At 67.7% G+C, this 14,949-nt stretch carries 2 protein-coding genes (1 of these 2 only partly in view); one reads left to right on the top strand and one right to left on the bottom strand.

Annotation, left to right across the window (positions count from 1 at the left end; genetic code table 11):
• Positions 1–2,836: 2,836 nt before the first annotated feature.
• Positions 2,837–3,580, bottom strand: coding sequence for a hypothetical protein (locus ACKTSN_RS09045; protein WP_409468600.1), 744 nt, complete (start codon positions 3,578–3,580; stop codon positions 2,837–2,839).
• Between the two features lie 711 nt (positions 3,581–4,291).
• On the opposite strand from ACKTSN_RS09045, the gene ACKTSN_RS09040 reads away from it, so the two are divergent.
• Positions 4,292–14,949, top strand: partial view of a protein-glutamine glutaminase family protein gene (locus ACKTSN_RS09040; protein WP_409468599.1) — the beginning only. 18,808 nt of this gene lie beyond the right edge of the window; the window shows 10,658 of its 29,466 coding nt (coding positions 1–10,658); its start codon is at positions 4,292–4,294; the stop codon falls past the right edge of the window.

Below are 14,949 nucleotides of genomic sequence, written 5' to 3'. Positions count from 1 at the left end.
TCCCGCCGACACCCGGACCGGCACCCCACGCCCGGTGCCCCCCGGCACCCCGGCCGACACGCCCGCCGGTACCCGCACCCCCGGGAGCGGCGAGGGGGCCGGCGCTTCCCGCCCGGCCACCGCTCGGGCCGAGACCTCGTCTGGTGTGCGTACCGAGACGCCCGCCGGTACCCGCACCCCCGGGAGCGGCGAGGGGGCCGGCGCTTCCCGCCCGGCCACCGCTCGGGCCGAGACCTCGTCTGGTGTGCGTACCGAGACGCCCGCCGGTACCCGCACCCCCGCGAGTGGCGAGGGTGCCGGCACTTCCCGCCCGGCCACTGCACCGGCATCCGGCGCGACCGGCCCGGTACGGACCGTCGGCGGCCAGACCCCCGCGCCCGGCACGGCAGACAAGGACGACGACCGCGACACCACGGTGGCAACCGGGGACGACGACCTCGACACCGCCACCACAACCGGGGACGACCCCGCCGCGCCCCGCACGACGAGCACGGCAGAGGAGACGGCACACACCCCCGCCGGCAGCCCCGATGCCGCAGCTCCCCCCGCACACGCCACCGGCACCGCCCCCACAGGCATCCGCCAACCCGGCGCTCCGGCACCAGGACAGGCCGCCGAGCGGACCGCCCCCGATGCCGACGCCCCGCCGGCGTCGGCGCCGGACGCGCTCTCGTCCCCCGCCCGGACCGTCGGCCAGTCCCGGGAGACCGCCTCCGCCGCTTCCTCGGCGGCCGCCGGTAGGGCCCCGTCGACGGGAGCGGCCTCCGCCGCTGTGTCTGAGGCCTCTGGTGACAAGGGCAAGGGCCGTGAGGACGGCCGTACCAGGGAAGCCGTCCTGCGGGAACTCCTTGGTGCGGGACATGAGCAGCCTTCTGGCATGCAGACTGCCGACACCGAGGGAATCACACCGTCGTCCGCTCCGGCTGATGCCGGTCAGGAAGATGAGCCGGTGACGGCGAGTGAGACCGCCTCCGACACGTCCGGCCGGGCGGTCAGGACTGAGGCCCCGGACCGCACTGAGTCTCCCGACCGGTCCGGAGCCGACGGCGCCGCGTCCGGCACCCCGTCGGACGACTCGGCCGTGACCGGAGCTGCGAGGACCGGACCGGGTGGGCGGAACGACAACGCGGCATCGCCCACGTCCGCAACGGCCGGGCGGCGTCCGCCCGGCGTGGAGTTCGATGGGCGCGACGACCGTGGAGAAGTGTCCTCCTCTGCGAAGACGGGTGACAAGCCACGTGCCGCCTCCGGTGAGCCTGCGGCGGCCCAGGGGCGGACCGGTAACTCCGTCCGCCGGGGCCCTGCCGGCGTGGGCGTGGCTTCAGAAGTCGGCGACGAGCCGGAGACTTTGACGCCCAGTGAGGAGACGCCTTGGGAGCAACTGTCGGAGAAGGAACGGTTGGTCGTTCTGGACTACGTCCGGAAGGACTTGGGCGGATGGGTCGGCCAGCGTGCTCTTTCCTTTGAAGAACTGACAGATCTGGTGGCGGAGACGTATAACCATCCGCAACTGCAGTCCGTAAGGAGGCAGCCGCTCATATCTCGGTCCTACCGGATCGTGAACAGAATTCTGACTGGCGATGCTTTTCCTGTGCGTGGTGGTGCGCGGAGTGAACTGCTGGCGGATGGAAGCTCTCGCGGTGAAGCTCTTCCGCTGTCTGATGGGAATCTGCACCATTCTGTCCGCGATATGGAGGCCATGCCGCTAACGCCCTGGTTCGAGGAGGCTGCAGGGGGCGTTTTCGAGCCGGTCAGGCATGTGGCGCCTGGCTGGCGTGATGCGAAGGTCGCGAAGGCCTTGGTGCGTGAAGAGCGGCTGGAGGAGGACGGGTACACAGAGATCTATCAGGCGCTCTCGGGGCTATGGCCGGAGGATGTATGGGTCACGGTGGGCGTCGAGAAGGCGGCTACAATTGTGGCTCTTGTTCGTGTGGGTCAGGGACTGACAGGTCTCAATGCGACTGATTTTGTTGCACGTATCCAAAGGGGTGACTGGGGGCGGCTGCGGGGTCAGCAGCTGAGCCCGTTTCTTCTCGATAATTTTATCGATGCTGCTTATGAGATCCTTCGTCATTCTCAGATGATGGTACCCAGCGGCCGTGATCTGGTAATTGCAGGCTTGCTCAGATCATCGACGGATGGCAAGAGTGCACCGGCCGTCACAGAGGAAAGCGCACCGACCATCACGGAGGAAGCTTTCCTGGAAATCCCGTCAAGGATTTTGGACGAACTCAGGGAGAAAACGGATCCGGAGGATCCCTACTATAAAGTTCTGATGCGCAGGTTGGCCTATGCCGAAGAAGACATCAGCCTCTTTGAAGATCTTAAGATGAGAAGAGGCTGGTCGGATCTATCGCCCGAGCAAACGGCTGCCCTGGTGGTCATCGAACGGCGAGGCCGCGAGGTCGCGGACTTCGAACGGCAAAATCTAATCAATCGGCTAAGAAGTGGGGAGTTGTCCTGGGCCAGCAAATATCCGTTTAATGAGGACGGGGCGTTGAATGACATTATTAATCGCGCCCACTCCTTCATGTGTGAGGAAATGGATATCACGGTTAATGTGAATCCGGACATGTTGGTGGATGGCCTTCGTGTTTTCGATCACATGCTGAATGATGTCGAGGTCGTCTTCCGGGGTGTATGGGAACTCGGGCCCTCAGTGAAGGGCGTGCAGTACCTCAACTCGCGCGGCAACACTGAGGAAGGTCTCGGCTACTCTGCTTCGGTGAAAAGGACAGAAAAGGGTGGAGGGGGCTATCCGGCATACGACGGTGCCGACCTGCCGAATCCATGGCAAGCGGCGCCTGGGCTCGTTGAGCGCCTGGCGTTCGCGCCGTCAAGGGCCGACGTAAAGGATCTTCCCAAGTATGCGGCTCTGGCCTTTCCTGGAAATCTGGAGGGAGGCGCATCCGACTATGGCTCGATGATTTTCAGGCTGAAGCCGCATGTGCGTGACAGAGTCACCCATACTCCGCAGGATTCCTATGCCCTGGGTCCTGGAGGCGTGCGCGGGGTTACCGGACCAGGGTATCTTTGGCCATTGCTCGCTAATGGCAATGAGGAAGTCGTCAGGCGGGTTTTTGCGGAGGCCACGAACTTCCGTTACGACTCTGAATCCGATCTCCCCGACGGTCATCTGTATATAGAGACTCAGATTCACGGGACTGTGCGCTGGGATGACGTTGATCTCATCAGGCTGATTGCCGAGGATGGATTCAAAGAGGCGTACAGGAACGACAAGAAAGCGCTGGAGCAGTTTGCGCACTTGCATGGTTTCGACTACCGAGTCGAGGTCATGGATCGTGATGAAGTCGAAGATTACAAATTTCCTGACGGTCCGTTGCAGGGGGAAAAGGATCTGCGGTTCCACGTGGACCGGATCGCAGTTCTGCTGGCCACAGATCCGATTCCCGAGGAACGGCTTAGGGCCAGCATTGAGCAGGTGGAGAAACTGCTCGCTCCCTACTCCTATGAAATGCTGCGAGTGGCTTTCCGCCAGTTTAATTCGGGACGCGACGTTGAGTGGAATCTCTACACTGCTTGGCGGGACGGCAGATTGTCCGACGGGACGTACAGGCAAATTTTGAATGGTGGTGGGAGCGCCGGTCCTTACGCTGGGGCGACGGCTGACTTTGCACGCTCCGGGCCCCGGTCGCACGTGGCTTCCGTCGAAGGCGTCGTACGTAAAGTTCCCAACTGGTGGATGACCTCGGGTTGGGGACGTGTTGGTGAGCAGTTGGGGTCAAACCCTGGCGGCACTTACGTCAATCCCGATGGACATTCCTTCTATCTCAAGCAATCCCCTTCTCCTATGCATTCTCGGAACGAGGTGCTGGCGGCGCGGCTTTACGAGCTCGCTGGGGTGGCCGTCGCCGACATGCGACTGGCGATGGTCGAAGGTATGTCGGGGACAGCATCCGAGTGGCTACCCGGCGCCAAGTCAGACCTGAAACATCGGCTGGGTGACGGAGAGTACATGGCGCTTGTCCGTCAGGGCTTCGCTGTCGATGCCTGGCTGGCGAACTGGGATGTGATAGGGGAGCTTTTTGACAACATCATGACCGTAGAAGGGGCGCCGGTCCGAGTTGATACTGGTGGTGCCCTGCTGTTTCGAGCGCGCGGAGAATGGAAGGGTGAGTCATTCGGTTCCAGCGTGAGCGAGTGGAACAGCCTAAGGGATCGTACTAAGAATCCAAATTCCGCAACAATTTTTGCGGGCATGACGAAAGAGCAGTTGACCCAGTCGGTACAGCGGGTTCTCGACATCCAACCGGATGAAATTGATGCGGCAGTGGATTCTGTCGGATTCGAGGACGGCGTTGCGGAAATGCTCAAGAAGCGGTTGCTGGAGCGCCAAGGCCACCTGGCCGAGTTGATGCGCGACGAAATTATGGCCGAGAGCCAGGCTGGCTCGGCGCCAGTCGGCCAGAGACGAGGACCGGGCCTGCTCGGAGGTGGCCACGGGACGTCCGCCCTCCTCGGCGCCGGTGACCTCATCGAGAGGCTGCGGGCGCGGGCGCTGCCCGACGACGTCGGCGGACTCGGGCCCGGAGGCCCACTGGGCGCGGACGGGTCCGTCGAACTGCCTTCGGCCGCCGAAGCTCTGCTCGCGGTGGAACAGGAGGGCGCCGCGCCGATCGGCGGCGCCGAGGGCGTGTGGCTCGGCGAACAGTCCGTGGCCGTGCGGATGATGTCTCTCCCCGTGACGTCCACCTTCGGCAGAGGCGCCCCGCACGATGACGGCGCGCGAAGGATGCAGGGAGGTGGGCCGAGCCGGTGGGCGGCGGAGGACGGGGACCTCCAGAACGGTGCCGGACCGTCCTACGGCTGGTCAGAGATGGTGGCCCGGCGACGGAACGCCGCGGATCGGCAAGACGGTTCCGCCGGCCCGGAGCCGGCCCGCGGTGAGGAGGAGGACGAGTTCTCCGGAACCCCCCGCGCCAACCTCGTCGAGGCCGTTTCCATCCTGCAGGCGTACAACCGTTTCCCGCCGATCATCGGCCGCGGCGTCGCCGAGGAGCGGGCCAGGAAGGAGCAGCACGAGGCGTTCCGCCAGGTGCTGGCCGCCCTCGTCGGTGACGGACCGCAGGCGGCCGTGAGGGTCTCGCAGGAGATCTCCGTCCGCTCCGCGGCCCCGTGGAAGCACCCGCACCGGCCGAACCACGGGGGGACCCCGTCCGGCGCGAGCGCTTCCCTGCCCGGAGGGGCCAAGAGCAAGAAGAAGGGAGGGAAAGCCGCATCTGACGGCACACGGGTCGCCAACCAGCAGGAGCAGTCCTACCTGAGCCGGGAAGAGCGCGCACGGTTGGACCGTGAACTCCGGTCCGAACTGGCAGGGATCCAGGCGGTGAGGAAGGAGTCGTACGAGAGGATCGTCGAGACCACGCTCGGTCTTTTGGCGAGGGCACCGCTGCCCGCTGATGTCACCGCCCTGTCCGTGGCGCAGGTCGTCACCCGTGTACAGGGGGCCGCGAGGGCCGACGTGCGCGACGCGATCCTGGCGGTCCCTCAGGTGGTGTACGCCCTCGTCCAAAGGGTCCAACTGTACGGCCTGGTCGATGCGGAGCCGGTTTTGGCGGAGCGGTTGGGCCGTGCTCCGGCGCTGCTGGAAGGGCTGGTGTCGGCGTCTGAGCAATGGTGGCTGGCGCAGGACCCGCATACCGCGGAGATCCTCGGCCGGGAGGAGCTGGCACGGGAGCTCGAGGACGACCCTCTGCTGCGCAGGATCTTCCTGAATGCCGCGCACGCCCGCCTGGCGGTCAATCTGGACGGACAGCCGGATCTGATCCGGGCAGTGATGGAAGCCCGTACGCTGATGGAACTGATGAACGACTCCCCTGAGTTCGCCTCCGCCATGGTGTCCTTGTGGCGGGAGGACCCCGCAGCGGGGAACGAGATCCTGAGGGAGGTCTCCCGTGAGGTGGGCCTGCTCTCGTCCCTGGCCACCGAACTGATGCGGAAGAGCGAACGGCCGCAGGAGTACTTCACAAGGCTCCTGGCGGATGACGCACTGAGGGTCGTGCTCAGGCGGCACCCGAAGGTGCACAATGTCGTCCTGTCCGACCAGCGGCTCTTCGACATCGTCGTCCGGAACCCGCGGGTCCTGGAGATCCTGCAGAGTGCGCCACGGCTGACGGACGTACTGGAAACCGCGCCGGGCATCGCGGTGCGGCTGCTCTCGGACGAAGGCAGGATCGCAGCCGCAGTGGAGAACGCGTCGGTCGCGCTGGCGCTCTCCTACGACCCGCAGCACTACGACGGCGTCGATGACGCGCATCTGGCCGAGGAACTGCGGCGGCCCTGGACGCCGCCCGCTGCCGACAGGACCGGAGAACCCACCCGTGAGGCCGTCGGACGCATGGGCATCGGGCCCATGCTGGCCTACCTCCGCTCGGCGAGTCCGGCGTTCCGCGCCGTATGGGAATCCCTGCCCAGGAGCGAGCAGCAGTGGTTCCTCACACCCGGTGATCCCCGGGTGGAGGTCGTGCGTCTGCTGGCCCGGACCATGGCCGCGGACGACAGGCCCGGCAGGAACGGTGAGGCGGGGTCCCGGCCGGGGCAGTGGTATCACGATGTCCTCGCCTACCCGCACCGGGTGCGCGCGATTCTCAACCTCGTCAGCGTTCTGGGCGGAACCACGCTTGATTCCGACGACGATGTGTCGCTGGCCATCCTCGCTTCGGCTTCACGGCACCTTTACCTCGCCTGTGCGTTCTCCGACGAGTACCGGAAGGAATTCGCCGCCAACGCCGCGTCGTGGCTGAGGGAGAGGCTGCGCGAGCACCCGGACGGCGAACTGGGCGCACTGGCCTACGAGTCCCCCGTACTGGCCGATCTGGTCCTCTTCGACCTCCGTCCGCTCATGGCCTGGGAGCCCGCGACGCTGGCGGGCAACCAGTGGCTGGCCGGCGTATCGAGGAAAGTGCCGATCATCGCCGAACTGGGCCGGAACGAAGAGATCGGAGCGGACGACCTACTGGCGGACGATTCCGCGCTGCTGCGTCTGCTGGACGGCCACGCGCAGTTGGCCGATGAGCTCACCACCGACGGATGGCCGCAGGTGAGGCACCACCTCGGTGTCGAGGCGCCGAGAGTGCTCGGACGTCTGGTCCGGCATGCCGGGCGGATTCCGCCCGCGCACTGGAAGCGCCTGCTTGTCGACGGCGGCCTGCTCAAGGTCCTCGGTCGACGGATCGAGGAGCCCACGGCACAGGCGCTGGCCGCGGACAGCGTGCTGCTGCGGGAGGCGATCGCGCGTCCCGCCTTCGCGCAGGCCTGGGACACCTCGCCGGACGCGTTCGACGCCGCCGCGGAGCAGACGGGTTCCAAGGGGAAGCACCGCGCCGACACGCCCGGACCGTTGCTCAGGGCCGTCGAGGCGTCGGGGCCGCGGACGCTCAGCCCCGAGGGATTCGAGTTCACCGCCGAACTGGCCGGCCACGCCGAGATCCTGACGCGAGGCGTCGCCGAAGGCAGGACGACGGAACGGATACGGAACGAGCTGGGCACAGGTCCGCTTGCGGCGGACGGCGAACTGCTGGACCGATACGACAGGGTGGTGACGGACCCGGACCTCCGCGACGCGGCGAGGGCGAACGCGTATCTCGCGCAGGGACTGCTCTTCGAGCCCGCACTGATCCCCCTGCTCACGGTGCGCCCCTCGCTGCTCGGGCTGTTCCGGCGCATACCGGACTCCCTCAGCCAGGTACTCCGGGTGGACGGGCTCGCGTCGCTGCTGGCACACGACGACAACTGCTTCCGCCTCTTCTCCACCGATGCGGGGCTCCGCAAGAGCTTCACGACGACCCTCGTTCCCGTCATGCAGCGCAACCCGTACTTCGTGTCGCTCACGGAGCATCGGAGCGCCCACCTGGTGGCGGCGGAGAACCGCCGTCTCGTGTCCGTTCTGGGGGAGAGCCCGGCTGCGGCCCGGGCGGTCCTGGACCGTCCGGAGACCAGCAGCCTTCTGCGCTCCCCGGAGCTGCTCTCCGTCCTGGCGCCGTCGGAATCCGAGACCGCACCGTCGGTCGCGGTGCGAGAGGAACTCGTCCGCGCCGTGGTGGCCTCCCCCGGCCGCCTGGAGGCGTCCGCACAGCGTCCCGCGCTGGTCGCGCGGCTGGCGGAGGTGCCCGGCCTCGCCGACGCCCTGGCGGACCGGCCGGACGTCGCGGCCGACGCGGCGGGGTGGCTCGCCCTGCTGGGGAACCAGCAGGTACTGGAACAGCTGGCGACCCACGGAGACGTGATCGGCGACGTCCTGCAGCCGCAGGTGCTGCGGACGGTCCTGAAGGCTCCGCGGTTCGTGGAGGCTCTCGCCGGGCTGCCGGCGGGGGCACGGCGGGCGCTGACGAGGAAGCCGGTGCTGAGGCTGGTCCAGGAGTCGCCGGAGCTGGCGGACGTCCTGGCCGGTGACGAGTCGCTGCGGACGGTGGTCGGCCTACGGGGCGCGGCGGAGCTGCTGCGCTCCCGGCCGGAGCTCCTGCGGACACTGCGGGAACGCCCCGCGCTGGTCGCTGCGGTCCGTGCCGACCGGACACTCGTCGACGAGGCCCAGGCGGACAGCGATGTGTGGAAGGTGGTGGAGCGCCATCCGGAGCTGGTCGCCGCAGGCCGGCTGAGTTCGGGGTTCCGGAACGTACTGCGCAGGTCCCCGGAGACGGCGCGGCTGCTGGCCGACCACGGCGGTCCTCTGGACACCGGCGACGGCACGCTGGTCCGCGCCCTGGGCCCGGCGGGCGTCCGCCGGTTCCTGGAGACGCGTCCTGACTTCGCGCGGGCCTTCCTGGACCGGCCGTCGTGGCAGCGGCGCGCGGCCGGCGACAGCGGCTTCACCCGTGACCTGCAGAGGCTGGAGCAGGACACGGAACGCTTCGCGGAGCTGGTGGCGGACGCCGACCCGGACCGGCTGCTCGCGGCCGTGGACGCGCTCCGGACGGCCGACACGGAGGCGACTGTCCGGGCCCGGCCCGTCGGAACCTCGGCGGAGCCGACGCGGACCGCCACCCCCGCCGGACCGGGACCGGCGGGCCGGGCCGAGGCGGACGCCCCGGGTGCCGGCCGCGGCACGGACGTGCCCGGTCCCGGGCAGGAGGCGGCGGCCGGTCTCCCCGAGGAGCTGATCGATCTGCTGGCGAGCGGGCAGGGGACGAAGACCGCCGGGAAGCTGACGGACCACCCGGAACTGCTGCCGCTGCTGATCGCGGCGCCCGCGGTCGCGGCGGAGATCCAGAGCCACCCGGAGCGGACAGACGAGTACCTGTTCCGCACCTTCCTCGACCAGAGCGCCGCACAGCCGGACGGCGGCACCGCTCAGGACGCCGCCCTCCCGGAGGGACCGGCCGCGGAGGCCTCGTTCGAGAAGCAGTTCGCCGCCTACCTGGGAGCGGTGGACGTCGCACCCCACGGTGCGGTGTACGACCGGCTGAAGGCGGCGGCCGCCGTGTCCTGGAGGGCTCTGTCGGCCGAGCGGCAGGCGCGACTGGACGAGCGCGACCGCCGGTTCGAGCAGTTCCGTCCCCATGAGCCGCACACCTGGAAGCTCAGCCGCCGGGTCCGGTACGCGGGCGGCCTCGCGGAGGGCACGTTCACGAAGGAGCAGTCCGACGTCCTGAGGAGGATCGCCTCAAGCGCCGAAGGCGTGCGGGAGCGGTCCGGTGCCCGGCGGATCAACACCCCGCTGCACGCACACCTGGACGGCGGAAGCGGGGGCGTCGCGTTCTTCTGGGCGCTGGCCCCCGACGGACAGGTCGACACCGTCGTCTATGCCAGGGCTTCGTCCCGCCAGGGCAACGACTACCGCTGGGACAGCGGCCAGTACAGTGCCGGCCCGCCGTCGCTGGAGGCGGTGGCGAACGACGTTCACCTGACCACGTCCAGGGAACTCGTCGGCCGTCCGCCGGTCCGCGGCACCGCCGCGGCCCCCGCCGCCGTACGCGACGCCGCCACGGCCCTGGGGGAGCAGGAGACCGTCCGGGCCCGTGCCCTGGCCGAGGCCGTCACCGAGCTGCACGGGGCCCTCAAGGACCTCGCCACCGGCCGGCCGACGACGGACGAGGCGCGGGAGCGTGCCGTGACGCGGCTGCTGGAGGCCGGGACGGCGCTGCGCGACCAGGGGGCGGATGTCTTCGCGCGGACCTGGGAGACGCTGCCCGCCGACCGTGTCCCGGTGGTGGACGCCTTCGTCCCGCAGCCGTCGAGCGCCTTCGGCCCGAACCGCGGCACGCCCTCACCCCAGCCGGACGACACCGTGCGGGGCGTGCTCGCCTTCGTCCTGACCGCCGCGGACGAACCCACTGCGCGGACCGCCGCCCGGTCCCTCGCCACCACACCCCCGGAGCCCGGGACCTGGAGGGCACCGGCGGCCCCGTCGACGGGGCCGGAGCCCACCGGTGACCAACGCACGCGACTGCGCCAGGGCCCCCTCGCCGACGCCCGCGTGACCAAGAGCGACCTCGACCGCCTCGGCATCCCGTACGGCACGGAGGCGGACGCCGCCTGGCAGGTCGACCCCCAGACCCCGCCCCGGGTTGGGGGACCTCTGTCCCTCTCACCTGATGCGTCCGGGACACAGGGAGCAGGCCCCAGCGCGCTGGGAGAGAGTTCGTCCGTTCCGGTGCGAGAGGGCGGCCGGCGGTCGACCACCATCGACGACGCTACCGACAGTGTCGAGGCGGGCGGCCCGACGGCGGAGCGGGGCGTGCTGGACCTGGATCCGCGGTGGCACGCGGCGCGTGACGCGGTGGCGCCGGTGAGGGTGGAGCGTAGTTGGGTGGATCCGGTGTCGCGTCCGGAGGGGGAGGGGGCGCATGCTCCCCGGTACGAGGTGCGGTCCGCCTTCGATGTCCGGCGGTTCCGCCTGGGTGAGGAGGGTGTGGCTGATCTGACGGTGCGGGTGCGCCTTACGGGTACCGACTCGGTGGCGGCGCCTGAGATCGATGCGCTGTGGGACCGGACGTTGTCGGGTGTTGAGCGGGTTTTCAACGCCCCGGGGCATAGGCTGCCGAACGGTGACCTGCTGCACGTGACCCTGGAACGTGCCGACGAGGCCGTCACCGGTGCGCATCTGACGGTGGAGGTCGGCGGTCCGGAAATCCGGATGACCCAGCATCAGTGGTCGGCGAACGCCGGCGAGCTGGATCTGGCGCATGAGATCGGCCACCAGCTGGGTCTGCGCGATGAGTACACAGACGAGACGGCCGGGCATCGTCCGTCGATCGACGGCAGCCTGATGGGCAATTACCACAACCCGGCACCGGAAGGGCTGGCCCAGGGCGGCCTGCGCGACCGCTACCTGGACCTGCTGCACAGCCACATCACCAGTGCGGATCACGCCCTGTCGACGCCGGACTCGGGCAGCCGTCCGCCGAACACGACCACGGGCGTCGACCCGCAGGCGCCCACCGCGGTGGCAGTCCAGGCAGACCGTGCCTCGGTGGACGGCGCCGGGTCGTTCCGTCGTTCGCCCCTCCTCGATCTGCCGCATTGGCGCTCGGCCGCAGAGGAGTTCGAGAAGGGTCTGGCACGCCATGCCTATCAGGACGAACGGGCTCGGGAGGCGGCCAGCCACGCCTTGAACCGTCTGGTCGACGTGCTCCGGGACTACTCGGGCCAGGACGAGGACGCCGTGCTGCGTTCCTTCGTCCGCGATGACGAGACGTATGCCGGCCAGGTCGGTACCGCTTTGAGCTCGAATGAGATCAGGCAGATGCTCACCTCGGGCTCGACGCGGGAGATGTACACGGCCTTCTTCAATGCCGCCTTCGAGAATGCCGAAGCGGGGGTCACTCTCAGGACGGTGCTCAACGACATCCTGGCCCGGGCGGACTGGGCGCGCGCGGAGTCCTTGGGGCTGGACGTCGGTGCGTTGCGCGACCACCACAGCGTGATGAACGGTACGTATGGGCGTGTTGCGCGTGTCCTGGTGAGGATGGCCTCACCCGAGCATGCACGGCTCTTCGGCTTTGATGCCTTCTCCCTGGGAAATATCGCCCTCCAGAGTGAGAACTGGCTTAAGGACAGTGCGGAACTGCTGGCCAGCCGGGCCTCGCGGATCAAGCTCAGCGAGGAAGAGCGCATCCGGATGAGGAGGACTCCCGGCTCCTACCGTGAGGCCGGCGCCGAACTCAGCTCCCGCGAGATCGAGTTCCTCCAGCGGAAACAGGATCTGCTGGTCCCTGTCGGCGTGTCCCGGGAAGAGGTGCCGCTGAACACGCTGCCGTTCGACAGCGACGGCTTCCCGATCCTCACCGAGGTGTGGAAGCAGCCCGGAGTGATCGACGTCAAGACCGACGGCACGGCGCTGCGACAGCGGTTCGCGGTCACCAACGTCGTGAAGGTCGTGAAGGAGACCCAGAGACTCGGCGACCTGGGCCCGGAGCATCCCCTCCTGTGGGAGGAAGGCCGGCTGCGGTTCACGGTCAGTCATTCGTCGTGGGCGAAGTATCTGGCATCACGGGGCATCCCCACGCTCGCCGGTGTTTCCGGCACCGCCGCGTTGATGCTCAGCGCCTTCCGGTGGCTGAATGTTCCTCAGGCCGAACAATCGCACTTCCTCAAGGGCCTGATCGGCTGGATGGGTGTGCACGGGGACCACTCGCTCTATGAGATTCTCCGCGGAGCGGAGATAGCCGGCTTCACCGGCATCGACGGCAAGCGAGTCGATCTGACCGACGGCCCGTCGATGTACCGGACCCTCACCGCCCTCGGCAGCGGATTCGAGCGCTCCAACCTGCTCCCCAAGCGCGAACACGGCCATTACCCGTATCTTCCGGACGAGGAGGCCTACCTCCAGCATGTGCGCGAAGGCCGCAACGGGGACGTCCAGGCTTCGGCCGCGAAGATCTACAAGAAGATACTCAAGTCCCAACAGAGGGTTGACGGGTCACTCGCACGCTGGTTGAAACGGAACAGGGAGACCTCACACGGCCTTCTCGAGCGCATCAGCCCCGCCCATATCCACGCGCTTCGGATGTACACCGGCTTGCAGTACGTTCCGATCAACCATGTGATGGCGTCCACCAGTTGGACAGATGGTGTGCACTTTGTTCCGGATGTAGCGCGCGTGGCCACGCGCAATGCGGCCCGAATAGAAATTGACCAGAAAATGGCGGAGAATTCTAACTCTTTGCCGGAATTTCTGTCATTTGACGATCAGATGCTCGACCTGTACCGCGAGTACCGGAATGCATACCGGCAGTTTCGGGCTATGCAAAGGGAGGCGCCAGGGCTGCTGGACTCCGCGTTCGACGGGTACCGGCTCGACATGCGGGCCAAGCTGTATCAGCGCCTGGAGGAGCTACTGCCCGACCTTGTGGCCGAGTCGCGACTGCACGCGGAGATGGTGACAGCGGCACTGCGAGCGCTGCCCGCCGTCAGGGATGCCACCGTGTGGCGAGGGAACTGGGCCATGGGCGGCGACAGTCTGATCAGTCCACTCCTGAAGGCACTGCCCGCCGGATACAACGCACCGGTGATTACCGTCAACGACTTCACCAGTGCCTCCCTTAGTCGGGACGCGGCTCGGTTCTTCATGGAGAAGCATCGGTCGACGGCAGTCCGCCACCCGGTCATGCTTCAGCTCAGCTTGTCGGGTGCGTACGGGCGAGATATCTCCTTCTTCTCCCCGCACCCCGATGAACAGGAGGTCGTCTTCCTGCCCGGCGCCCAATTCCGGGTCACCTCACGCAACTGGGTCGAGGAACCGGGGCAGCGGTACGAGTTGATCGTGGCGGAGGAAGTGGGCCCGGCCACCGGCGACCGGAGGTCGGCCGGGGCCTGGACGGCTCCTGCCGCGCCTTCGGAGCGTCGGGGAACGGCAGCGCCGGGTGGAACCGCCCGCTTCTCGCAGCTGGACAGTGAGTTCGCTGCGCAGCTGGAGGGCCTTCTGCGCGACGGGGGCCAGGTGGATGTCGCACGGGCCCTCGCCATTCTGGGCCGTCGCAATTCGCTGTCCCAGTTCTCCTCCCCCACGGCGTTGGACGAGGCGTTCGCCGCTGTGAGCGGCGGCACACTGCGCGAGACTCTCGAACGTGCTGTGGACATGAGCAGGCTGTCCCGGACGGATCGCACCGCGATACTGGTGGCGGCCGGCCTCGAGAGCGATGTCCCCTTCGCCGACGAACTCCGGCCTCCCGCCACCGTCACCGACATCACCAGTCAGCCGTACGTGATCGAAACCGCCACGCGAGTGCACGACGGGGACCTGGGCACCGCGCTGGGAATCCTCAAGGGCCTGGGCCGCGACATGCGGCGGATCTGGGCGGTGACCGGCGCCTGGCGGCAGAAGTACGGCACGGACATGCGGACGGACTTGTCGCGTAGATGGCCCGACAGCGCTCCGCGGATCAACTGGCTGCTCGGCGAGGTCGACGATGCGCCTGTCCCCATGGCACAGGTCAAGCACTGGTTCCGACAGCTGAACAGCGCCCAGTTCTTCCACCCGCGCCACGGATGGCTGCCGATCACCACGGAGTATTTGGACGACGGTTGCGCCGAACGTGCCCACCTGTGGTCGTTGCAACTCATGCAGTGGGGAACCCGGCCCCGCGCGGTGATCGCAGGCGGTTGGCCGTCCCCGCATGTCAGTTCACCTCGTCTGGAGGAGAGAAATCCTCGGCACGTGAACTGGTCCTTCCACGTCGCTCCTGTGGTGAACGCTCTGGATGAGGCCGGCGATGTGGTTCCCATGGTGATGGACGTCACGTTGGGTAACCGACCGATGACGGTGGATGAGTGGTTGGGCGCCATGGGTATCGAGCGAGCCCGGACGGCTGAGGTGGAAGGGTCCCTTGCGGACGTCGTCAAGGCCATCAATGACGCATATGACGCCCATCCTGAAGGCTGGTATGGAAGCGATGGGTTCTTCCTCCCCCGCTTCCAGGTGACGATTCTGACGGACGGATTCGCGGTGAGATTTCCGACACCGCGAACCTGGCAGCCCACCTCGTGGGA

Source organism: Streptomyces flavusporus (assembly GCF_046267975.1).
Classification (GTDB): domain Bacteria; phylum Actinomycetota; class Actinomycetes; order Streptomycetales; family Streptomycetaceae; genus Streptomyces; species Streptomyces flavusporus.
This window is presented reverse-complemented; position numbering and strand designations above follow the sequence as displayed.